The organism is Comamonas sp. FUJ_7, from assembly GCF_057369555.1.
The window spans coordinates 274733-297875 of sequence record NZ_JBXXZI010000005.1; the positions used below are offsets into that span (position 1 = coordinate 274733).

Genomic DNA, 23143 nt, shown 5'->3' on the forward strand with positions numbered 1-23143 from the left:
CGCGCATTGACGTGGCGCCAGATTCGGACAATCTGGGTATCCCATCCGTCCGTGCGCCATGTCCGAATCCCAAGACAAAAACCTGCCCGCAACCGAACGCAAGCTGCAAAAAACGCGTGCGGACGGCCAGGGTGCGCGCTCGCGTGATCTGTCGCACCTGGCCATTCTGGGAACCGGCTCGTTGCTGATGCTGCTGGGCATGCAGCCCTTGATCAATCATCTGCGCGAAGCCATGGCCAAGCAGCTGGCTTTCAATGCGGCGGCGGCCAAGACGCCGGAAGTGATGCTGGAGCGCTTTCAGACCATGCTGGTGCTGGGCCTCGGTGTGGCGGTGATCTTTGCGCTGGTGACGACGACGGCATCGGTGCTGTCCGGTGTGGCCGCTGGCGGCTGGATCTTCAGCTTCAAGCCCATACAGCCCAAGTTCAGCAAGCTCAATCCTCTGTCGGGTCTGAAGAACCTTTTCTCCAAGCAGCAGCTGACCAACGTGGTCAAGATGGTTTTCATGACCATTGTGCTGAGCTTTGTGGCCTGGAAGTACATGAGTGCCAACATGGCCGAGATTGCCTCAGTTTCGGCCCAGCCCTCGTCCATGGCTCTGTCCATGGTGGGCTCGTGGATGACCACCGGCATCACGCTGCTGCTGGTTGTGGTCTTGCTGGTGGCAATCATTGACGTGCCGCTTCAAGCCTTTCTGTTCAAGTCGCGCCTGAAGATGAGCCACGAGGAGGTCAAGCAGGAGCACAAGGAGTCGGAAGGCAACCCTCAGCTCAAAGGCAAGCTGCGCCAGAAGCAGCGCGAGATCGCCGACCGCGCCAGCATCTCTGCCGTGCCACGCGCTGATTTTGTGGTGACCAACCCTACGCACTATGCCGTGGCGCTGCGCTATGACGATGCCACCATGGCAGCCCCTCAGGTGATTGCCAAGGGCACGGACCTGGTGGCGCTCAAGATTCGTGAAGTCGCAGGTGCGCACCAGATTCCCGTGCTCGAGTCGCCCATGCTGGCCCGTGCGCTCTATGCCCATGCCGATCTTGATCAGGCCATTCCGGCAGCGCTCTACACCGCTGTGGCCCAGGTTCTGGCCTATGTCTATCGACTCAAGGCCGCACTGAGCGGCCAGGGGCCCATGCCCGATGCGCTGGGCGAGCCGCCCGTGCCTGTGGAGCTGGACCCGCAGCATGGCCGCACCCAGCCCGTCGCGGACGATGCTGCTGCGCAGCAAGAAGGTAATCTGTGATGTCGTCGAATCCTCTGCAACTCTTCCAGAAGTGGTCTGGTGCCAATGTTGGTGCGCTGCAAGGCCTGACCGCTCCTATTCTGGTAGTGGCTATTTTGGGTTTGATGGTTCTGCCCATCCCGCCCTGGCTGCTCGATACCTTCTTTACCTTGAACATCGCCGTGGCGCTGATGGTGATGATGGTGGCGGCCTACATGATCAAGCCGCTGGACTTTGCGGCGTTTCCCTCGGTGCTGCTGCTCACCACGCTGATGCGCTTGTCGCTCAACGTGGCATCGACCCGCGTGGTGCTGATGGAAGGCCACACCGGCCCCGGCGCTGCGGGCGCGGTGATCGAGGCCTTTGGTCACTTCCTGATTGGCGGCAACTTTGCCGTGGGTTTGATCGTGTTCAGCATCTTGGTGGTCATCAACTTTGTGGTGATTACCAAGGGTGCCGAGCGTATTGCCGAAGTCTCGGCCCGCTTCACGCTTGACGCCATGCCCGGCAAGCAGATGGCGGTGGATGCCGACCTGAACGCAGGTCTGATTGACGAAAAAGAAGCCAAGCGCCGCCGTGCCGAAGTGGGCGAGGAAGCCAACTTCTTCGGCTCCATGGACGGTGCCAGCAAGTTTGTGCGCGGCGATGCGATTGCCGGTATCTTGATTCTGGTCATCAACGTGATCGGCGGTCTGATCATCGGCATGGCCCAGCATGGCCTGTCTGCCGGGCAGGCTGCCGACAGCTACATCCTGCTGGCCGTGGGTGATGCGCTGGTGGCGCAGATTCCGGGTCTGCTGATCTCGGTGGCATCGGCCATGGTGATCTCGCGCGTGGGCAAAGAGGCCGACATGGGCCGCCAGATCGTGCAGCAGCTGTTCATGTCACCCAAGGTGCTGGGCATTACGGCGGGCGTGATGACCTTGCTGGGCCTGATTCCCGGCATGCCGCATCTGGTGTTCCTTTCCATGGGCGCACTGCTGGGTTGGGGTGCCTGGATGCTGGACAAGCGTGAAAAAGCCCGCATTGCTGCGCAAAGCAGTGCCCCTGCACCACAGCAGCAGGCCGCGCAAAACGATGGCGAAGCCACTTGGGACGATTTGCAGCCTGTGGATCTGCTGGGCCTGGAGCTGGGCTATCGCCTGATCGCGCTGGTGGACAAGAGCCGCCAGGGCGATTTGCTGACCCGCATCAAGGGCGTGCGCCGCAAGTTTGCGCAGGAAGTGGGCTTTCTGCCGCCCGCCGTGCATGTGCGTGACAACCTCGAGCTCAAGCCCAGTGCCTACCGCATGACGCTGCGCGGCGTCATGGTGGGCGAGGGTGAAGCCTTCCCCGGCATGTTTCTGGCTATCAATCCCGGTGGCATTACCACCCCCTTGATTGGCACGCCCACCACCGATCCCGCCTTTGGTCTGCCCGCGCACTGGATCGATGAGCGGCAAAAGGAAGCGGCACAAATGGCAGGCTTTACCGTCGTTGATTCGGAAACTGTGATGGCGACGCATTTGTCACACTTGATGCAAGTGCACGCGGCCAAGCTGTTGTCTCGTACCGAGACGCAGCAGCTCGTTGACCATGTGGCCAAGCTGGCCCCCAAACTCATCGAAGAAGTCATTCCGAAAATGGTGCCCATCACAACGTTCCAGAAAGTGCTCCAGCTGCTGCTGGAAGACTCTGTGCACATTCGTGATATCCGCACCATCATCGAGACGCTGGCCGAAAACGCCACGCAGACGACTGACCCGGTAGAGCTGGCGCGCCGTGTGCGCATTGCGCTGTCGCCTGCCATCGTGCAGCAGATCTATGGCCCCACCCGCGAGCTCAATGTGATTGCCATTGAGCCCGGTCTGGAGCGTCTGCTGGTGCAGGCGCTGGCCAACCCCAATGCGCCATCGCTGGACCCCGGCGTGGCCGAAATCCTCACACAAAAGGCGGTGGATGTCGCCAATCAGCAAGAAGAGCTGGGCTTGCCCGCCTGCCTGCTGGTGCCGGACTCCATCCGCAACTCTCTTGCCAAGCTGCTGCGCCGTGTGGCGCCGCGTCTGCAGGTGCTCGCGCACAGCGAAATCCCCGAGACGCACACCATCCGCATCGGCCCGATTCTTAAAGGTGCAACCGCATGAACATCAAACGCTTCTACGCCCCCACCGCCCGCGAGGCCCTGGCCAAGGCGCGCATGGCATTTGGCGACGGCACCCTGATTCTTTCCAACCGCCAGACGCCTGACGGGGTGGAAGTCATGGCCACGGCTGAAGAAACGCTGCAGGACATGGATGCTGGCATGCAGACCAGCTCGCCCCTGCAAAAAGCGCTGGAGCGCCGTGCGGCCGATGAAGGCATGGGCCTGCGCAAGGACAGGCTGCAAGCGGCACCTCAGCGCAGCGATGGCTTGATGAGCACGCTGGAGCATGTGCAGGCCCGCCAGAGCGCCAAGCAGGAGCGCGAAATGCAGGCCAAGCAGGTCAAGCCCATCAACGAACTGGCACAGCACTCCGTGCAGGATGATGTGGAGCAGCTGTCCATGAGCACGCTGACTTTTCAGGACTATGTGCGCGAACGCATGCTGCGCCGCCGTCACGAGTCTTCGCTGGACAGCGGTGAGGCTTTGCCCACATTCGCCCAGCGTGTGCAGGACCGCAATAACGAACGTGGTCACGAGCGCCCCATGGCTGCCAAGGCTCAGCCTGCAAGCGCTGGCGTAGCACGCCACAACCCTCTGCGCCCCGAGCAAATTCAGATCAGGGAAGGAGCTGCCAAGCCTCAGGCAGTTGCACAGGCCGCCCCGCAGAACTTCATGCAGGAAATGCAATCCATGAAGGATCTGATCGAGGAGCGCTTCAACACGCTGACCTGGCTGGGTCAGACGCGCCAGAACCCGATTCAGTCCAGCCTGATGCACAAGCTGATTCGCGCCGGGTATTCGCCTGCCTTGTCGCGCGCGCTGATCGAGAAACTGCCTGAGACACTCTCTGCCAGCGATGCCGTGCGTTGGCTGATGCAGGTGCTGGAGCGCAATCTGCGCACCGATGCGGCCCAGCCTGCGATCTACGAACAGGGCGGTGTCTTCGCTCTGGTGGGAGCCACCGGCGTAGGCAAGACCACGACTACTGCCAAGCTGGCCGCGCTGTGTGCCGCCAAGCATGGCCCGGCTTCCGTGGGCCTGATCACGCTCGATACCTACCGCATCGGTGGTCATGACCAGCTGCGCACCTATGCACGCATGCTGGGCATGGTGGCCCATCAGGCCCATGACAAGGCTGCGCTGCAGGATCTGCTGGGCCTGCTGCAAAGCAAGAAGATGGTGCTGATCGACACCACGGGCGTGGCTCCGCGTGACCCGCGCAAGGACGAGATCATGGATGTGCTGGCCATCGACGGTGTGCAGCAACTGTTGGCTGTAAACGCCGCCGCACAGGGCGATGCGCAGGACGATGTCATGCAGGCCTTCAAGGCCCGTGGCTCGCAGCACGCCATCCTCACCAAGGTCGATGAAGCCGTGAAGGTCGGCCCTTCGGTCGATACGCTGATTCGCCATCAGATTCAGCTGCGCGGCGTGACCAACGGACAACGCGTGCCCGAAGATTTCGAACGCGCCAGTGCCCAGCTGCTGGTGTCCGCCTCCATGCGCTCGGCCACCAAGTCGGCGTTTGATCCACAGTCACTGGATCTGGACTTCTTCTTCACGCCTTCGTCGGCTACTGGTGCAGAGGCCGCCCATGCTTGAGCGACATGCGCCATTGCATCAGGGCATGGCCCTGCATGTGAGCGATGCCAGCACCGCTGGTCTGCGTGTGCTGGCAGTGCTGCACAGCACTGCCGGTGCAGCAGCGGAACAAGCTGTGCTCTGGCCCCTGTGCGCCCAGCTGCAGCGCCTGGGCCAGAAGGTGCTGGTGCTGGATGGCAGCCAGCCCGAATCCTTTCATACACCGGGACTGGCGCAGCTGCTGGTGCAGCACGCCTGGCAGGCTCAGGCGGAGCTGCGCTCTGGCGCGGCTGATGTTCACTCGGTGGCCAGCCTTCCCGCTCGCCAGGGGCTCAAGCAGCTCAAGGCATCGGCGGACGAAATGGGCATGGACATACTGACTGCGCTGCAAGCCTATGTGCGTGGCTATACCACGGTGCTGATTTATGCGAGTAGCGAAACTCTGGCCTCCTTGCTTCAAGGTCAGGGCCTGCAGCCCCTGCTCATCGTCCCGCCGGATGCCGAGCATTTGATCGACAGCTATCGACAGCTCAAGCACCTGGCCGTTTTAGCCGGTTTGGAGTGCACGATTGCCGCGCTGGAGGCACCGCTGAGCGCCGAAGGCCCGCAGAAATACGACTGGAGCCGCAAGCAAAGCAGTGCGCAGACAGCCAGGCAGGATGCCCAGTTGCGCCTGCAGCGCCTGAATGCTTTGCTACAGTGTTCGCAGCGCCATCTGGGTGATGCGCCGGTGCTGATGCGTCTGCGCTGGCGTCAGACCAGTGATCTGCATCAGCTTACGCTGCACATGCTCAAGACGGCCTGCATTCTGCCCATGCACGCTCAGCCCTCGGCGCTCAGCACGCCTGAATCTTTTGCCTGGAGCCATTGACTGCCATGTACACCGCCAAAGGCCAACTCGACCGCGACGCGCTGATCCGTCAGCATGTGCCGTTGGTGCGTCGGATTGCCCTGCACATGATCGCCAAACTACCGCCCAATGTGGAGCTGGATGACCTGATCCAGGTCGGCATGATTGGGCTGGCCGAAGCGCTGTCGCGCTTCGAGAGCGAGCAAGGCGTGCAATTCGACACTTTCGCCAGCCAGCGCATTCGCGGAGCCATGCTCGACGAGCTGCGCGAAGGCGACTGGATGAGCCGCAGTTCGCGCAAGAGCCAAAAGGAGATCGAGCAGGCACTGGGCCGGCTGGAGCAGCGCCTTGGCCGACCTCCGCTGGAGTCTGAAATTGCTGACGAACTGGGCATGGCACTCGATGATTACCAGTCCCTGCTGGGCAAGGTGCGAGGCACCCAGCTGGTGTACCTGGAAGACATTGGCGGCGGTGATAGCGACGATGGTGATGACTACCTGGAGCGTCACGTCGCAGACTCCGGCGCAGACCCGTTTGCCCTGCTGCGCGATCAACGCCTGCGCTTGGCTCTGGTCGAAGCCATCAAGAACCTGCCTGAGCGTGAGCAGTATGTGATGGGCATGTACTACGAGCACGACATGAACCTCAAGGAAATTGCTGCCGTGCTGGGTGTGACCGAATCGCGGGTCTGCCAGCTGCACAGCCAGGCCATTGCCCGCCTGCGTACCAAGATGCGCGCTCACTGACAACCCAGCCCGAACGGCGCGACCACTTGCACAGAGCCGCCGCACTGGCAGATACCAATCTGACCATGCGGCGGTTTTGCTTTGCGCGCAGTGTCGTTATTCAAATACTCGCTAAATTAATAGCTAATAGCGCTTGCTGGTATTGGTTTAGAGGCTGTTTTGTCTTGAATTCTTGTGCTGAGTTGCCACCTGCAAAAAAGCCCTGTTGCATCTCTGCAGCAGGGCTTTTTTTCAGGTGATCTAGCGATCAGTGCATCACATGGGGCTGGCCGTCGAACATATGTTCAAAACTCGCCAGCCAGGGCTCGGCGAGCACACGGATCTGGGCGTCGTTGCGCAGAATGCGCTGCATGATGCGGGCCTTTTCCTTGCGCTGCTCTGGCTCTAGCTTCTCCTCGCGAGAGCGAAAGCGCAATTGCTCGATCAGCACGGCACAAGTGCCCTCGTAGCGCGCAACACCATCCCAGTCCTTGGCTTGAGCGGCTTGCAGCATCTTGGCGCTGCTTTCCTCAATAGCGCGGTAGAAGTCGATCAATGTGTGCTCCATTTTTTAAGCACCAGCGGGCGCCGGTGCATTTGTTATTTCAGTCCAGCCCTGAGCCACGGTTCCCACAAGGCCGGCCACTTCATCGACCATGCTCAGGTCGTTGCGGGCATTGGCCAGCGTCAGGCGCGTGGTGCAGTACTCATAAAGAGCGGCCAGATTGCTGGCCAGCTCTCCGCCTTTCTCCCGGTCCAGGGCACTTAGCAAGCCCTCTTGCAGAATGCGCACTGCCTTGCCGATATGGCGCACTTTTTCATTGATATCGCCGCGCTCTATCGCTCCGCGTGCGGCATTGATGGAGGCCAGCAAGCCATCAAACAGCATCTTGATCAACTGCTGAGGCGATGCGCTGTCCACCACGGACTGCACACCCACCTGACGGTAAGCCGACATTGCGCGCGCATTGGCAGGGGAAAACATCACAAAACTCCTTTGATGCAGTTTCTCAAAATTACTGTTCTTGTTATCGGCAGACTCAGGGGGGAATTAAGCCCTTTCTGTCGGGTTCAGCGCTTTAGCCTTTGGACTGGTTATTCCAGGCGGTAACTTGCTGAGAAATATAGGTGTCCAGGGCTGACAAGCTGGCCATCTGGGCATCCAGTCGAGAGTACTGGGCCCGCAGGCGAGCTTCATAGGCGGTGACCCGCGCCGTCTGGCGCTCCTGATCGGTGCTGTTGCGCTTGAGCGCATCCTTGAGCGTGTTGTCCTTGGTGGCAAAAGTCCCGTCTGATGCGAGCAGGCCGCGCGTAAAGTCTTTCAGGCGTACGGCAAAGCCGTCCTGATTGGCGTCTTCCACATCCACGGTAAAAAATTTGTTCAGGCTTTCCGGATGCTTCAGAGCTTCGTCCAGCTTGGTGTCGTCAATCTTGAGCGTGCCATCCTTCTGAAAGGAAATGCCCATCTGTGAAAGGCTGCTGAACTCTCCCCCTTCACCACCAGGGCCGGACAGCAGGCGGCGCAAGGCGGACTGCAGATTCACTGCGGTCGAATCCCCTTGCAAGGTGCCGGCTGTCTTGCTGTCCTTGTCATAGGCCGTCATGGTGCTCAGAGCTTTGCTCAGGGCGTTGTATGACTCCACCAAGTTTTTTAGTGCAGTCTTGCCAGTGGCGGTGTCATTGGCAATGGTGATACGCACCGGCGCATCGGTCTCGGCCATTTTTTGAGAGACAGTCAGCGTGACGCCAGCGGCAACCTCCTCAAAGACATTGGTGTGCGATGCCATTTCAATGCCATTGATCTTGGCCAGTGTGTCTTGGGCCTGTACCGAACGCTTCATGCTGCCATCGCTGCCGTTGTAGGCAAACTTCTGCAGGCCTACCCCTTCTGCCTCTACCGTGAACGCAGAATTGATGCCCGTGGTCTTGGATTGCAGTACCAGGCGTTCGCCGGTGTGGTCTTTGAGCACCGTGGCGCTGACATCGCCTTTTTGTGCGTTGATCTTGGCGGCGATCTTGGCCAGAGAATCATCGTCTTCGGTGATAACTACGCTAAAGCTCACAGGCTGGCCATCTTTGGTTTTGGGCGTCAGTCCTGTGTCGCCCAAAGTACCCATGTTGATCGTCAGCTTGCCTGGGCCCAAGGCTGCGTCGCTGGTCACCAGGCCAGATCCAATAGTCTGGCCAGCTGCAATTTGGGAGACTTTGACGTCATAAGTGGCCTGCACAGCGCTGGAGGTGGCGGTACCGCTCACTTGTGCAGAGTTGGACGAAGTCAGGGTATTGCCCAGCCAGGTTGCAGGCTTGGTCAGTTTGTCCAGTTGATCTTGCAGATTGGAGATTTGAGATTTCAGCTGGCTGAAAGCTGAAATCTGGGTGTTGATGCCGCTGGCCTTGGTCTGCAGTGACTGGATGGGCTTGGACTCCAAGGTCACCAGCTGCTTGACAATGGTTTCTACATCCAGGCCGCTGCCAATACCGACTGAGCTGATACCCATACAAAACTCCCTCTGCACAAACACCAGTACGTGCAGCGGGCACGGTTTGCGCTATTGAACAAACGACGCTTGCGCCTCGTTGTGATGGACAGTGCTGCACCCTGCATTTCGGCAAGCGAGTGCAGAACTTGAGCACTTCAATAATGACGATAAGGTATCAGCCCTGCAGCAGCTTCAGTACCGACTGAGGTAGCTGGTTGGCCTGCGCAACCATGGCTGTACCGGCCTGCTGCAGAATCTGCGTACGGCTCAAGTTGGCGGTTTCAGCGGCAAAGTCGGCATCCATGATGCGGCTGCGGGATGCAGAGAGGTTTTCTGTATTCACGCTCAGGTTCTCGACGGTCGTTTCAAACCGGCTTTGGATGGCACCCAAGTCTGCACGGGCACCGTTAATTTCTCGCAGCGCTGCATCCATGGCAACAATGGCGTTGTCCGAATCTTCAGGGCTCTTGACACTCAGGTCTTTGAAACCTGATTGAAGCTGAGATGGGGTGCCTGTAACAGGAGTGCCAAGAAAGCCGGTGCCAAATGCTGGATCGCTGGTTGCAGGGCCGCCGGTTTCATCTACAGTGATTTCTAGACTTGTGCCATCCAGCTTTGAAATTACGGCGGTACCAGCGGCGAAAGTGCCAGAAAGTTTGTAGCCTTCACCTGCAGCCGTCGTTGAGAAACTAGCCCATGCTGCGTCCAGTTCTTGGCCTGTTACCAGCGGGTCTGCACCTGTGTCGGTGGCAAGATCTTTTGTGAAAAAGCTAGTCCCATCCACCTGCAATTCGTATTTGTACGCAGCGTGTGGGCTCGTAATGCTGCCGCCTGTGATAGTGCCCACCGCCGCACTTTTACTGGGCGTCGGCACGGAGTTCCATTCCCCCAGCTTGTCGATGCGCGAATCCGCAATCTTGTTGACGTCGATGGTTTGTCCCTGATTGGCTCCCACCTGGAAAGCCATATTGGTGAACGAGCCATCCAGCAGCTTGGTGCCGTTGAATGATGTGTCGCGAGCAATGCGGCTGATTTCGGCCTTGAGCTGCTGCACTTCGGCGTCCAGCGCTGCACGGTCTTCTTCCGAGTTTGTGGCATTGCGGGACTGCACAGCCAGCTCGCGGATGCGCTGCAAGTTGCTGCCCACAGAGCCCAAAGCACCTTCAGCGGTTTGCGCCAGAGAAATACCGTCATTGGCATTGCGCATGGCAACTGTCAGGCCGCGCACCTGTGTGGTCATGCGCTCTGCAATCGCCAAGCCTGCTGCATCGTCTTTGGCGCTATTGATACGCAAGCCCGAAGACAGGCGCTGCATGGAAGTAGCCAGCTGGCTTTGGGAAGAGCTCAGATTGCGTTGCGCATTGAGCGACTGAATATTCGTATTGATGATGGCTGCCATGGCGTGTGCTCCTGTTTCAAGCCAGTAAACCGGCGACGTACTAGCCGTTTTCACGACCAGCGACGGCGCTGGCCCACGTGACCGGAAACACGGACGAAGTCTGGTATTCCGGGTACGAGGATTGTTGGAGCAAGTGGCAGCCAACATAAGACCGATAAGAGGCCTAAAGCACCGCTATTTTTACAAATGAAGACGATGCTTCAAGCAAACATCAAGAGGGCAACAATGAAAAAAGCCTCCCGGAGGAGGCTTTCGCTTGTGTCTGATTCACCAGCTTTTGGCGGGTGAATTCTTTTGCGATTAACGCAGCAGAGACAGCACGCCCTGGGGCAGCTGGTTAGCCTGGGCCACCATGGCGGTACCGGCTTGCTGCAGGATTTGCGAGCGGCTCAGATTGGCGGTTTCCGAAGCAAAGTCTGCATCCATGATGCGGCTCTTGGAGGCGGACAGGTTTTCGCTGTTCACGCTCAGGTTGGCAACCACGGATTCAAAGCGGTTTTGCATTGCACCTAGATCAGCGCGAGCAGAGTTCACGGCTTTCAGCGCAGCATCCATCGACAAAATGGCCTTGTCTGCACCTACAACCGTAGAGACATCCACTGTGCTGAATCCAACCGCCGCAGCTCCAGACTCCGTGGCAACCCCTGTAGTTGCCGCGGTGCCACCGGCAAACGTAAACTTTTCCAGTGAGTTAATTTGCAGTTTCCCGTCTTCCACATAAGCAGTCACTCGACCGCCGGAGGCTTTGCTAATTTCTGTTGCAACATCGGACAGTCGCTGACTAATTGCTGCTTTGTCGGCTGCAGTTACATCGGTTGCTGCACCGCTTGCCGGAGCGATATCAATGGCCGCAAGCTTACCGAGCTTGAATGTTTCGGCGCTAGCGCCTTCACCAACTGTCACAGAGATTGTGTCTGCTGCAATTTCTGCAAACTTGGCATTGGTTGGAGTTCCGCCGCCATCCGCGGCAGGCGTTTGTGCATCTGTAATGGCTGCTGTAGCGACAGAGTAGCTGGTGCCAAGGCTGGTGGAGCGAGCATTGGTGATTTCGGAAATGTTGATGCGTTCGCCAACGTTTGCACCAACTTGGAAGGATTGCTCAGTAAAGCTGCCGTCCAGCAACTTGGTTCCGTTGAAGGAGGTCGTGGTTGCGACGCGGTCAATTTCTTCCTTGAGCTGTGCTACTTCTTTTTGCAGGGCGGCACGATCTTCGGTGGAGTTGGTTGCGTTACGAGACTGCACAGCCAGTTCACGGATTCGCTGTAAGTTGCCGCCAATGGTGCCTAGGGCGCCTTCTGCCGTTTGAGCCAAGGACACGCCGTCGTTGGCATTGCGCTGCGCCTGGTTCAGGCCGCGAACCTGGGCGCTCATGCGCTCGGCAATGGCCAGGCCGGCCGCATCATCCTTGGCGCTGTTGATGCGCAGGCCCGAAGACAGGCGCTGCATGGAAGTGGACAGCGAGGATTGCGAGGTGCCCAGGTTGCGCTGAGCGTTGAGCGACTGGATATTGGTGTTGATGGTCATTGCCATGATGAGAACTCCTCTGTGAGATCAAAACGTCGCCGCCACAGTGACCTGAAACCTTTCAGGGTGGGCGGCGGCGGCAGCCCAATCCAGCACCCCAGCCTGCAGTTCCTTGTGTTTGCTGCTGTGGCCCGCTGGTGACAGGGCTTTTTTCCCTGTTGAAGCTGTTATCGGCCCTCTGGCTCAGAAACTTTAGGGCGTTCTGCAAATATTTTTCTGGATGTAACGTTCACCGGGAGATGCCCTGTTGGCAGTGCTGGAGCGCGCTGGCGTATCTCTGTGCAGGTACGACAGAAATAAGCATGAATAAAAACAGGAGCTGGTTGCGCTGGTAGTAGCTTGATTTCATTGAAAAAACTATCTGAAGTTATTTGTTTACAGGCGCTGTCTGCTCCTGTTTATTGCTTGTGGAATGAAGATTCCTGAGTTTGCTGGCATGTCTGCTGAGGCCTTCTTTTGTCTGTGCCAGTCAGAATTTCCCTACATAAGCGGCGTTAGCTGCCGATCTATCTCCCAAACGCCCATCTTTTTGTGCCTATGGGCGCATGTCTGCCACCTCACAATCGGTCCCCATGCTTGTTCTCATCGGTTATATCGTCGCCTTCGGCTGCATCTTCGGCATGTATGTGCTGCACGGCGGCAGCGTGGGCGTTCTTGTCAAGGCGCTGCCGTTTGAGCTGGTGACCATTGGCGGAGGCGCACTGGGCGCTTTTATCGTGAGCAACCAGCCCAAGGTTCTCAAGGCGACGGCCAAGGCAATTCCGGCGGCGCTCAAGCCTTCGCGCTATACCAAGGCGCGTTATATGGAGGTGATGGCGCTTCTGTATGAGTTGCTGCAGAAGGCCCGCAAGGAAGGGCTGATGTCGATCGAGGCCGATGTGGAAGAGCCCCAGTCATCGACGGTGTTTCAGAACTACCCCGCCTTGCTGGCTGATCACCATGTAATGGAGTTTTTGACCGACTATCTGCGCATGATGGTTTCGGGGAACCTGAACTCGCACGAAATTGAAGCACTGATGGACAGCGAAATTGAAGCCCATCATGCCGAGGCGCATGGCCCGGTGATGGCTTTGAACCGGCTGGCAGGCGCGTTGCCAGCCTTTGGCATTATTGCGGCCGTGCTGGGCGTGGTGAACACCATGGCGTTTGTGGGGCAGCCCCCTGCGGTGCTGGGCGGCATGATTGCTTCGGCGCTGGTGGGAACCTTCCTGGGTATTTTGCTGGCCTATGCGCTGGTGGAGCCCATGGCGGCGCTGCTGGAGCAGCGAGCGCAGGATGCAGCCAAGGAGCTCGAATGCATCAAGGCCACCTTGCTGGCCAGCATGCAGGGCTACAACCCGGGCACGGCCATCGAGTTTGGCCGCAAGGTGCTGTTCTCGACCGAGCGCCCTGGCTTTCTGGAGCTGGAAGCCCACGTCAAGGGCAAGAAGTGATGCTGCCCGGATTTGCTTCTTCTGCATCCTCTGCACTGATGGAGTGCTGCAATGGCTGACAAAAAACTGCAGCCCATCATCATCAAGCGCGTCAAAAAGGTGGCACCTGCCCACCATGGCGGCGCCTGGAAGATCGCCTATGCCGACTTTGTCACGGCGATGATGGCTTTCTTCTTGCTGATGTGGTTGCTGGGCTCTACCGCTCAGGGGGAGCTTCAGGGGATTGCGGCGTACTTCAATTCACCGCTCAAGGTGGCCATGTCGGGTGGCAGTGGTGCAGGCAATAGCTCCAGCATCGTGCCGGGCGGCGGTAATGACTTGAGCAAGGTGCACGGTCAGGTGCGCCGCTCTGAGGCGGACGATAACGCCAATCGCCGTTCCAGCCAGGCCATGGGGCGGGCGGAGGAGTCCCGGCGCGACGCACAGCGCCTGCATGCGCTCAAGGCCAAGGTGGACAGCATGATTGCCATCAATGCGAGGCTGAACGAATTTCGCTCGCAGATCCGCACCGAGATTACGCACGATGGCTTGATGATTCAGATTGTGGACGAGCAAAACCGTCCCATGTTTGATAGCGGTAGTGCCCTGGTCAAGCCTTATATGCGCGATATCCTGCGTGAAATCGGGGCAGCCATGGGCAATGCGGAAAACCGCATCAGCCTCTCAGGCCACACCGATGCGGCTCCCTATGGCAATGCCGACCGGGGTTACAGCAACTGGGAGTTGTCCGCCGACCGGGCTAATGCCTCGCGCCGCGAACTGGTGGCGGCCGGTATGCCGCTGAACCTGCTGGCGCGCGTGGTAGGTATGGCCAGCAGCGATCCTTTGCTGCCGCAGGAGCCGCGCGCAGCCCAGAATCGGCGTATCACGATTACCGTGCTGACCAAGGAGGCGGAGCGCCGTGTGCTGGGGCTGGACAAGGACCAGCAAGAAGCGCAAGTCTCCAGTGGCGAAGCCGCCGTCAGCAGTATTCATCAGCCTTCGTCGGGCCGCGCTGCGACGGGCTCTGCCGATAGACAGTCTCTGGGGCCTCAAGAGGAGTTTGTTGTAACAAACCCTGAAGTCGCCACAGAGACGGCTGAAAAGCCCGACAATGCAGCTCCAACGCCATGAGGTTGACAAATTGTTACCATTACGGCTAAAGAACTGTTCTCCCGCACCTATTTCGACCGAAAGGGCCTCTCGTGGCTAATGCCCTGCGTTTTTTGATTGTTGATGACTTCTCCACCATGCGCCGCATCGTGCGCAATCTGCTCAAGGAGAGTGGCTTTGCCGATGCCGATGAGGCGGAAGATGGTGTGGTTGCCATCAACAAGCTGCGTGCCAGCAAGTTCGACTTTGTGGTGACGGACATCAACATGCCGAACATGAACGGCTTTCAGCTGCTGACAGAGATCAAGCAGGATGAAAAGCTCAAGCACCTGCCGGTGCTGATGGTGACGGCTGAAGCCCGCAAGGAAGACATCGTGGCGGCGGCCCAGGGCGGTGCTGCTGGCTACATCGTCAAGCCCTTCACCAAGGCCACGCTGGAAGAGAAGGTCAATCTCATCATCAAGAAGCTTGATCTCTAAGCCATGAGCAGCCAGCAGGCTCCCACCAACGTCCATTACAAGATTGGCGTGCTGACACGCCAGCTGCATAACTCGCTCAACGAGCTGGGCTATGCAGATCGCTTGCGTGGCAGCGCCGGGGAGTTGCCAGATGCGCAAAGTCGGCTCTCCTATATCGCTCGCCTGACGGGGGAGGCTGCGAACAAGGTGCTGGGGCAGGTGGAGGTGACGCAAAGCCATCAAGATGCACTGGCTGAGCGCACCAGAGCCATGCGTGCAGAGCTTATCAAGGACCCCGTGGCCGCCGTGGCAAAAGGGTCGGTGATGAACTACCTGCAGGCAGTGGAAGAGGGCACGCAGCAGACCAGCAGCCATCTGACCGAAATCATGATGGCGCAGGACTTTCACGATCTGACCGGGCAGGTGATTGCCCGCGTGGTGGCTTTGGCCGCTGATCTGGAGTCGCAGTTGCTGGAGCTGCTGATTCAAACCTCTCCAGCTCCTGATGAAGGCGGGCAGCCATTGGCTGTCGCAGAAGCAGTGCAGCCCAAGCTGGCCGGACCGGTGGTCGATCCGGAAAACACGGCCGATGTGGTGACCTCGCAATCCCAGGTCGATGATCTGCTGGCCAGTCTTGGTTTCTAAGACGCTCTAAAACCATAGCTGCAAGCGATTGATGCATAAGTGCTAGAGCCATAAAAAGCCTGATTTTTATGAATCAGGCTTTTTTATTCACTGCTGTGAATGGGTGAGATGCAAAAAGCCCGCATGTCATCACAACATGCGGGCAAGCCTTGGAGGGCAACCTGTCTCTTGAGCTGTTTAGCCTGGAGCGCGATCACACCTGCATGTTCATGACATCGGAGTAGGCCTGAACCAAGCGATTGCGCACATGGAGCGTGGCCTGAAAGCCGATCTGCGCCTTTTGCATGGCCACCATGGTCTGCTCCAGGCTGACCGCGGGATTTTCCAGCTGCACTTCGCGCTGCAGCTGGCCTGAGTGGTTCTGCGCTGCGCTTACCGACTGCAATGCGTTTTGCAGAGCCTGACCAAAGCCCCCGGCCACGGGAGAGGCACCGGCAGAGCCTGCCTTGGTGAGCTGGCTGCCCAGCTGGGCGGGATTGAGGGCAGGGATTTTCAGGTCCATATAGTGTTCCAACTGACTTGGTGAGTTGCTAGGGATCGTAGGTTTTTCGCGGCAGCGCAGACGGGCAATAAGTGGGTGAATCGGCGCGCTTATCGGGGGAACGCGATGCGCCAGAGTCCGAATAATCCACTGGACGCTAGACCTCGTGTGGGGTCTGACACCATGGAATCAAGATGTCTGCTGTAGCCGAAGTACCTGCCCCCAATGCCATGCCTGGCGCTGCCTATGCACCGCGCCCTGCGCTTGCGCAGCGCTGGAATGCGCTCGACCGCAGTCAACGCCTTCGCTGGGGCGCTCTGGCGGCGCTGGTGGCAGTGGGCCTGATTGCGGCAGCGGTGTTCTATCGCCAGCCGGATTACAAGCTGCTGTTCTCCAATGTCAGCGACAAGGATGGCGGTGCCATCGTGGCGCAGCTGACGCAGATGAACGTGCCCTACAAATACAGCGAGGGCGGCGGTGCCATCCTGATCCCTGCCGATCGCGTGCACGATGTGCGCCTGAAGCTGGCCACGCAAGGGCTGCCCAAAGGCTCGGTCACGGGCTTTGAGCTGATGGAAAACAGCAAGTTTGGCATTACCCAGTTTCAGGAGCGCTTGAATTTTCAGCGTGGCCTGGAGGGCGAACTGACCCGCTCCATCCTGGCGCTCAATGCCGTGCAAAGTGCACGTGTGCACCTGGCGCTGCCCAATCAGAACGGATTTTTTCGCGAGCAGCAAAAGCCTTCGGCCTCCGTGTTGCTGAGCCTTCATCCAGGGCGCATACTCGATCGTGCGCAGATTGCGGGCATCGTGCACCTGGTGGCATCAAGCGTGCCGGAGATGGACCCTGCAGCGGTCAGTGTGCTGGATGACTCGGGCAAGCTGCTGTCGCAGTCGCCCGACGGCAATGCGGGTGGCGTGGACATGCAGCAATTCCTCTATACCCAGCAGGTAGAGCAGCAGTATGTGCGCCGCATTCTGGACATTCTGGAGCCCGTGGTTGGCAAGAACAATGTGAAGGCCCAGGTCTCGGCCGAGCTGGATTTCAGCCAGACCGAATCGACCTCCGAGCAGCATCGCCCCAATCAGTCGGCAGAAGGCGGCGCCATTCGTAGCCAGCAGGTCATGGAAAGCAACGCGGAAAAAGAGGTTGTTCCTCCCACCGGAGTGCCGGGTGCCACCAGCAATCAGCCCCCGCAAAACTCTACGGCGCCTATCAATGGCACCAACCCCGCACCGCAGGCCGCTGGGGCAGTTCAGGGTAATGGTCAAGGCAGCAAGCGTGAGTCGATCACCAATTACGAGGTGGACAAGACCGTCAAGGTCACGCGCGGCAGCACCGGCAATATCAAGCGCCTGACGGCCGCCGTGGTCGTCAATGCACCGCTGGTAGCAGCAGCCCCTGCGGGTACGGATGCAGCAACCGCTGCGACGGCTGCCGCTGTCAGCTCCGGTCTGCGCCCGATGACGGCGCAGCAGCAAGAGCAGTTGCTGACACTGGTGCGCGAGACCGTGGGTTACAGCGCTGATCGTGGTGACTCGGTGAATCTGGTCAGTGCACCGTTCATGCAAAGCGATGCAGCTCCTGCCGACCTGCCGGCCTGGAAAGACCCGGAAATTCAGGCCATGGCCAAGAACCTGGGCGTGCCCATTGCGCTGGCGGTGTTTGGTGCGCTGGTGCTGCTGGGCCTGGTTCGTCCCTTGCTGAAGTTGCGTAAGAGTGCCCCCGGCGCGCAGCTCAATGCGATTGAAGGCGAGGCGCTGGACAGGCCTGCCTTGCCCGCTCCCGTCACCGAACTGTCTCCTACCAAGGAGCAGGAGCGACTGGATCAGGCCCGCCACCTGGCCAAGCAGAACCCGATTGCCGTGGCGAACATCGTCAAGACATGGATTAACGGAGAGGGGTGACGAAGTCACCCCCTGAGGCGCGTTGCGCCTTCCCCCTCTCTCGCTTTGCGGGAGGGGGACGATGCCTTTGCTGCAGGGCGGCCTTTGCTCGGCATCCCTGGCGTGGTGTAGCTGATAACTAGTAGAGAGTTTTGAATATGGACGATAGAGGTCTGAACGACGCTGCCATCTTGCTTGTCTCCCTCGGTGAGGAAGAGGCGGCCGAGGTGTTCAAGCACCTCACGCCCAAGGAAGTGCAGAAGCTGGGTGAGACGATTGCACGCATGCGCGGTGTGACGCGGGAGAAGGTCGATTTTGTGATCGACCGCTTCACCAATGACGCAGCCGCGCAGAGTCTGCTGGTGGACGACGCCGGAGACTATGTGCGCTCGGTTTTGAAGCGTGCCTTGGGCGATGACAAGGCGGCCCTGCTGATCGACCGCATCATGCAGGGTGGCGATATTTCAGGGATTGAAAGCCTGAAGTGGATGGACCCGCTGTCCGTGGCCGAGTTGCTGCGCGGTGAGCATCCGCAGATTGTGGCGGCGATTCTGGTGCACCTGGAATATGAGCAGGCGGCTGCGGTGTTGATGCAGTTCCCGGACCGGGCGCGCAGCGAAGTCATGCTGCGCGTGGCCACTCTGGAGGGTATTCAGCCCACGGCTCTCAAGGATTTGAACGAGGTGTTGTTCAAGGTGCTGGCGGGTGGTGACAAGGTGCGCAAGACCTCGCTGGGCGGTGTCAAGACGGCCGCCGAAATGCTCAACCAGATGGGCGGCAATGCCGATGTGGCGGTGCTGGACTCCATTCGCAACTACGACCCCGAGCTGGCGCAGAAGATCATGGACAAGATGTTTGTCTTCGACGATCTGGTCAAGCTCGACGACCGCTCGGTGCAGCTGGTGCTGCGCGAGGTGGTGTCCGAGACACTGATCGTGGCGCTCAAGGGCGGCTCGATGGAAGTGCGCGACAAGATTCTGGCCAATATGTCCATGCGTGCAGCGGAGTCGCTGCGCGAAGACCTGGAAGGCCGTGGTCCCATGCGCCTGTCCGAAGTGGAGGCCCAGCAAAAGGAAATCCTCAAGGTCGTGCGCCGTCTGGTCGAAGAAGGTCAGGTGACCATCAGCAGCGGTGCGGAGGACAGCTATGTCTAACGGCCAGCCATTGCGCACGCATTCACGCTTCATCCCTCAGGAAGAGATTGATGACAGCACGGTCGTGCAGTGGCGCTTTGGTGCTGTGAACTCCCATGGCAGCGGTGTGTTTGCGCCTGCGCAGCCAGCCGCTTTCATTCCGGCCGGATCTGAACAGTTCAACGGTTTTTCGCCATCGCTGGCACATCAGCGCGCTCCTCAGCCTGAGGTGGTGGATGAGTCATCGCAAGAGCCAGAGGCGCCCGCATTTGATGAAGCCCAGCTGCAGCAGATGCTGGAGCAGGCCCGCGCAGAAGGTCATGCCCAAGGTCTGGCTGAGGGACGCTCGCAGACGCAGCAGCAATGGCAGCAACGCTTGGACGACCATATCAAAGGCGCAGGCCGCGAGAGCGTGCAGCGCGTGGATCAGGTGCTGCAGTCGCTGGACGAAAACTTCAAGCAGATGCAATCCGGCATGGCGCAGGAGTTGCTGAAACTGGCTTGCGATATCGCCCGCCAGGTGGTGCGCCAGGAGCTGCGCAGCCAGCCTCAGGCCCTGCTGCCCGTGATTCGTGAGGCGCTGGACATGCTGGTCGACGAAAGCCGTCCCGTCACCGTGCGCTTGAATCCTGCGGATTTCGAAGTGCTGGACCAGCCTTTGCGGGATGAGCATGGCGCGCACAGCCGTATTCAGTGGGTGGGCGATGCCGCCATTGCTGCGGGTGATGTGAAGGTCGAATCCGGTGGCTCTGAAATTGATGGCGGTCTGGACAAGCGCTGGCGTCGCGCCGTGGCCGCGCTGGGCCTGGTCTCTACCTGGTATGACGGAGACAAGGCATGAGCAGCGAGCTGGGCGGCAACACTTGGCAGCAGTTCATGAGCCAGGCGCGCTCGCGCTATGCCGAGCCTGTGCCGCTGGAATGCCAGGGCCGCCTGACGCGGCTGACCGGCATGGTGCTGGAGGCTTCGGGCCTGCGTGTGCCTGTGGGCGCGCAATGCCATATTCATCAGCCCGGGCAAGAGCCTGTGCTGGCCGAGGTGGTCGGCTTTGCCGGTGAGCGTGCCTTTTTGATGCCCGCGGGCGATATTCAAGGTCTGTCCAGTGGTGCCATGGTGACGCCCGCTGCCCCCTTTATTCCTGTGCCCCAACTGGGCGTGGTGGAAACCGAAAAAGTCAGCCAAGCCGTCGGCGTGCTGCGCCTGCCCATGGGCGATGGTCTGCTGGGCCGTGTGGTGGACTCGCAAGGCATTCCGCTCGATCGTGGCCCTGCGCTGGATGGTGTGGTGCCCGAGGTGCTGGACCGCAACCCCATCAACGCCATGGACCGCGACCCGGTGCGCGAGTCACTGGACACCGGCGTCAAGGCCTTGAATTCTTTGTTGACCGTGGGCCGTGGCCAGCGTCTGGGCCTGTTTGCGGGCTCTGGCGTGGGCAAGTCGGTGCTGCTGGGCATGATGGCGCGCTACACCCAGGCCGATGTGATCGTCGTGGGACTGATCGGTGAGCGTGGCCGCGAGGTCAAGGAATTCGTCGAAGACATTCTGGGCGAGCAGGACCGCAGCCGCGCCGTGGTGGTAGCCGCTCCCGCCGATGCACCGCCGCTGCTGCGCATGCAGGGCGCTAGCTACGCCACGGCGATTGCCGAGCATTTCCGCGACAAGGGCAAGCATGTGCTGCTGCTCATGGATTCGCTGACCCGCTATGCCATGGCCCAGCGAGAAATTGCCCTGGCCATTGGCGAGCCGCCGGCCACCAAGGGCTATCCGCCATCGTGCTTTGCCAAGCTGCCCGCGCTGGTCGAGCGCAGCGGCAACGGCCTGCATGGCGTGGGCTCGATCACCGCCTTCTACACCGTGCTGTCCGAAGGCGACGACCAGCAGGACCCGATTGCCGATGCGGCCCGCGCCATTCTGGACGGCCACGTCGTGCTCTCGCGGGCCTTGGCCGAGACCGGGCATTACCCGGCCATCGATATCGAGCAGTCGGCCTCGCGCGTCATGCACAACGTGGTCTCGCGGGAGCATTTCGAGCTGGCACGTCGTTTTCGCGCTGTGTATTCGCGCTATCAAAAAGGGCGCGACCTGGTTCAGGTCGGTGCCTATGTGCCGGGCTCGGACCCGCAGCTCGATGAAGCCATTGCGCTGCAGCCAGCCATGACCGGCTTTTTGCAGCAAAGCATGTTTGAGAGCTCCAGCATGGAGCAAAGCCTGAGCGGCATGGCACAGGCCATGCAGCAAGGTTGAGTCACAACGGGTTAGTCAGAGGGAGTTTGCAGATGTCGTCCTTGAATGCCTTGAACGTCGCCATTGAAGCCGCACAGCGCAAGCGTGACGCCGCCCGTGCCGCCATGCAGGAACGCCAGCGCGCCCAGGAGGCCGCCCAGGCGCAGATGGATCAACTGCAGGGCTATGTGGGTGAAATGCAGACCCGCTGGGGCGCGCAGGAAGGTCTGGCCGTGCAGCCCGAAGTCATGCATCACCAATATCAGTTCATGGAGCGTTTGCAGCACGCGATTGGCCTGCAGACCCGTGTGGTGGCCGATCAGGGCATTCGCCTGGAAACCGCTCGCCAGGCCTTGCTGGCGGCCGAGCTGCGCGTGACCAGCCTGCAAAAAGTGGTGCAGGCCCGCAAGCGCGACCTGGCCCTGGTGCAGGTGCGGCGTGAACAAAAGGAAACCGATGAGCGCGCCACCATGGCCTTTTTTCGGCGCAGCTTCGGCCTGCAGCTCCAGGAGGCATGAGGATGGCGGACACCAGAATTGAGAGCCCGCGTAGCAGCGAGCCGCGCACGGGCAAGGCATCGACGCAGGCCATGGCATCCGCCAAAAGCGATGCCGCAGCCGGGGGGCAGGTGCCCGAATTTTCATCACTGCTGGCCGCACTGGATGGCTTTGTGATGAACGGCTTGCAGCCCGCGTCAACATCAGGCTTGGTGCAAGACGATCAGACTGCCGCCTCTGCTCTGACTGAGCAGGATGCGCTGCTGGCCGCGCAGGGGCACACCCCCTGGATGAGCTTGGTGGGGCAGACGGCGCAGCTGGACGGGCAGGGCGATGCCGATATGCGCCAGGGCACGGCTACGGATTTTCTATCTGGGCGCGGCCAGGCGACGCAGCTGGCGCACCGTCAGGCTTTGCAGGCCGGTGATGCCGCGGCTGCGGGTGCTCATGCGGCGTTCATGGGTAAGGATTTGCAGTCAAATCTGCCTCAAGCGCAGGTGGATAAAGCGCAAGCAGCTATGAATAGTGATGCAGCTGCCTTGTCGCAAACGCAGGATGAAAGTGCCCTGTCAAGCGCCCAGTCGTTGTCTGAGAGCCAGGGCACGCAGCCGGATGATGGCAAGAATGCTTTGCTGGCGCGCACGGATGTAGCACTGCACAAGCCTGCAGCGCAAGCGCAGCAGGGCATCAGCTTGCAGGGTATGGCGGCGGTGCAGCCGCAGACGTTGGAAGGTCTCAAGGATTTGCTGCGCGCAGCCCGCTCGCCGCAGGAAGAAGGTGGCCAGCCCAAAGCTGGCGCTGCACACAGCCCGAACGATTTACAGGCGGCAGCAGCCGCTGTTGGTGCTGCCATGGGCGCGGCCAGTGCCGGCATGCAAGGCGGTGGGCAAAGCGCTTCTGACTTTGGCCAGAGCCTGGCAGGCCAGGATGCCGCGCCAACCGAGCGCGAGCAGGAGGTTTCCGAGCAGGTCGCGTTCTGGGTGCACCAGAAGACGCAGAATGCTGCGATGTCGATTCAGCATGAAGGACGACCTATCCAGGTGCAGGTGCAGCTCCAGGGGCAGGAGGCCCATGTGCGCTTTGCGGCCGATGACGAGCAGGCCAGGCAGCTACTGGCCGATGGACAGGCACAGCTGCGTGACTTGTTGCATGCCCAGGGCTTGAGCCTGAGCGGTGTCAGCGTGGATGCAGGGGGTAGCCAGGGGCAGTCCAATACAGGTGCCGAGGGAGATGGGACGGCACGTGCTCAGGCCAGAGTAGCTCGAGTCTCGGTCAATGCCGGGGATACGACAGGGGCCGAGGCTGTGCTGGGGCGCAGCGCCGCACAGGTCTCGTCGAAGGGAGTGGATCTGTTTGTTTAGCCGGGCATGGTCTGGCGCGCTGGCTTAGACATAG

General features: G+C 60.0%; 21 protein-coding genes. 15 read left to right on the forward strand and 6 right to left on the reverse strand.

What is annotated here, in order from left to right; translation table 11 throughout:
* Window positions 1-58 precede the first annotated feature (58 nt).
* The 5 genes from flhB to AC2I9W_RS09985 are packed head-to-tail and all read left to right on the forward strand — an operon-like array spanning window position 59 to window position 6518.
* Window positions 59-1240 (forward strand): flagellar biosynthesis protein FlhB, encoded by a 1182-nt coding sequence (gene flhB, locus AC2I9W_RS09965; protein ID WP_486409808.1) that lies wholly within the window; start codon window positions 59-61, stop codon window positions 1238-1240.
* Window positions 1240-3342, forward strand: coding sequence for a flagellar biosynthesis protein FlhA (flhA, locus tag AC2I9W_RS09970; RefSeq protein WP_486409809.1), 2103 nt, complete (start codon window positions 1240-1242; stop codon window positions 3340-3342). Before flhB ends, flhA begins: the two co-directional genes overlap by 1 nt.
* The gene (gene flhF / locus AC2I9W_RS09975) at window positions 3339-4943 is read left to right on the forward strand and encodes a flagellar biosynthesis GTPase FlhF (protein WP_486409810.1); all 1605 of its coding nucleotides are present in this window, start codon (window positions 3339-3341) and stop codon (window positions 4941-4943) included. Before flhA ends, flhF begins: the two co-directional genes overlap by 4 nt.
* On the forward strand, window positions 4936-5793 hold the full coding sequence (locus AC2I9W_RS09980; RefSeq protein ID WP_486409811.1) for a hypothetical protein: 858 nt from the start codon (window positions 4936-4938) through the stop codon (window positions 5791-5793). Before flhF ends, AC2I9W_RS09980 begins: the two co-directional genes overlap by 8 nt.
* A 5-nt stretch (window positions 5794-5798) precedes the next feature.
* On the forward strand, window positions 5799-6518 hold the full coding sequence (locus tag AC2I9W_RS09985; protein WP_486409812.1) for an RNA polymerase sigma factor FliA: 720 nt from the start codon (window positions 5799-5801) through the stop codon (window positions 6516-6518).
* 247 nt (window positions 6519-6765) lie between these two features.
* Here the strand turns inward: AC2I9W_RS09985 and AC2I9W_RS09990 are convergent, their stop codons facing one another.
* The 5 genes from AC2I9W_RS09990 to AC2I9W_RS10010 all read right to left on the reverse strand — a co-directional run bounded on the left by AC2I9W_RS09990 (window position 6766) and on the right by AC2I9W_RS10010 (window position 11906).
* A complete protein-coding gene (locus tag AC2I9W_RS09990) occupies window positions 6766-7065 on the reverse strand; it encodes a flagellar protein FliT (protein WP_486409813.1) in 300 nt (99 codons plus the stop codon).
* Between the two features lie 3 nt (window positions 7066-7068).
* Window positions 7069-7482 carry a flagellar export chaperone FliS gene (gene fliS, locus AC2I9W_RS09995; RefSeq protein WP_486409814.1) on the reverse strand — a complete coding sequence of 138 codons (414 nt, stop codon included), beginning with the start codon at window positions 7480-7482 and terminating at the stop codon, window positions 7069-7071.
* A 94-nt stretch (window positions 7483-7576) separates the two neighbouring features.
* Complete coding sequence (gene fliD, locus AC2I9W_RS10000; RefSeq protein WP_486409815.1) at window positions 7577-8995, reverse strand: flagellar filament capping protein FliD; 1419 nt, start codon at window positions 8993-8995, stop codon at window positions 7577-7579.
* A 157-nt stretch (window positions 8996-9152) separates the two neighbouring features.
* Window positions 9153-10376 (reverse strand): flagellin, encoded by a 1224-nt coding sequence (locus AC2I9W_RS10005; RefSeq protein ID WP_486409816.1) that lies wholly within the window; start codon window positions 10374-10376, stop codon window positions 9153-9155.
* A gap of 300 nt (window positions 10377-10676) precedes the next feature.
* Window positions 10677-11906, reverse strand: a complete 1230-nt coding sequence (locus tag AC2I9W_RS10010; protein ID WP_486409817.1) for a flagellin — start codon at window positions 11904-11906, stop codon at window positions 10677-10679.
* A gap of 566 nt (window positions 11907-12472) precedes the next feature.
* Here AC2I9W_RS10010 and motA point away from each other — a divergent pair.
* From motA to AC2I9W_RS10030, 4 genes are all read left to right on the forward strand, one after another.
* Window positions 12473-13333: a flagellar motor stator protein MotA gene (gene motA, locus AC2I9W_RS10015; protein ID WP_158389086.1), complete on the forward strand. Its 861-nt coding sequence runs from the start codon at window positions 12473-12475 to the stop codon at window positions 13331-13333.
* Window positions 13334-13384: 51 nt separating this feature from the next.
* Window positions 13385-14446 (forward strand): flagellar motor protein MotB, encoded by a 1062-nt coding sequence (gene motB, locus AC2I9W_RS10020; protein WP_486409818.1) that lies wholly within the window; start codon window positions 13385-13387, stop codon window positions 14444-14446.
* A 71-nt stretch (window positions 14447-14517) separates the two neighbouring features.
* Complete coding sequence (cheY, locus tag AC2I9W_RS10025) at window positions 14518-14904, forward strand: chemotaxis response regulator CheY (RefSeq protein WP_486409819.1); 387 nt, start codon at window positions 14518-14520, stop codon at window positions 14902-14904.
* Between the two features lie 3 nt (window positions 14905-14907).
* Window positions 14908-15528 carry a protein phosphatase CheZ gene (locus AC2I9W_RS10030; RefSeq protein WP_486409820.1) on the forward strand — a complete coding sequence of 207 codons (621 nt, stop codon included), beginning with the start codon at window positions 14908-14910 and terminating at the stop codon, window positions 15526-15528.
* Window positions 15529-15721: 193 nt separating this feature from the next.
* On the opposite strand, the gene fliE is transcribed toward AC2I9W_RS10030, so the two are convergent.
* The gene (gene fliE, locus AC2I9W_RS10035; protein ID WP_486409821.1) at window positions 15722-16030 is read right to left on the reverse strand and encodes a flagellar hook-basal body complex protein FliE; all 309 of its coding nucleotides are present in this window, start codon (window positions 16028-16030) and stop codon (window positions 15722-15724) included.
* A 173-nt stretch (window positions 16031-16203) separates the two neighbouring features.
* Between fliE and fliF the strand changes: the two genes are divergently transcribed.
* The 6 genes from fliF to fliK all read left to right on the forward strand — a co-directional run bounded on the left by fliF (window position 16204) and on the right by fliK (window position 23109).
* Window positions 16204-17916, forward strand: coding sequence for a flagellar basal-body MS-ring/collar protein FliF (gene fliF / locus AC2I9W_RS10040; RefSeq protein ID WP_486409822.1), 1713 nt, complete (start codon window positions 16204-16206; stop codon window positions 17914-17916).
* Window positions 17917-18053: 137 nt separating this feature from the next.
* Complete coding sequence (gene fliG, locus AC2I9W_RS10045) at window positions 18054-19049, forward strand: flagellar motor switch protein FliG (protein ID WP_486409823.1); 996 nt, start codon at window positions 18054-18056, stop codon at window positions 19047-19049.
* On the forward strand, window positions 19042-19869 hold the full coding sequence (locus AC2I9W_RS10050; protein WP_486409824.1) for a FliH/SctL family protein: 828 nt from the start codon (window positions 19042-19044) through the stop codon (window positions 19867-19869). The genes fliG and AC2I9W_RS10050 overlap by 8 nt, the downstream gene beginning before the upstream one ends.
* Window positions 19866-21272: a flagellar protein export ATPase FliI gene (gene fliI / locus AC2I9W_RS10055; RefSeq protein ID WP_486409825.1), complete on the forward strand. Its 1407-nt coding sequence runs from the start codon at window positions 19866-19868 to the stop codon at window positions 21270-21272. The genes AC2I9W_RS10050 and fliI overlap by 4 nt, the downstream gene beginning before the upstream one ends.
* Window positions 21273-21304: 32 nt before the next feature.
* Window positions 21305-21769, forward strand: a complete 465-nt coding sequence (gene fliJ, locus AC2I9W_RS10060; RefSeq protein ID WP_486409826.1) for a flagellar export protein FliJ — start codon at window positions 21305-21307, stop codon at window positions 21767-21769.
* 2 nt (window positions 21770-21771) lie between these two features.
* A complete protein-coding gene (fliK, locus tag AC2I9W_RS10065; protein WP_486409827.1) occupies window positions 21772-23109 on the forward strand; it encodes a flagellar hook-length control protein FliK in 1338 nt (445 codons plus the stop codon).
* Window positions 23110-23143 lie beyond the last annotated feature (34 nt).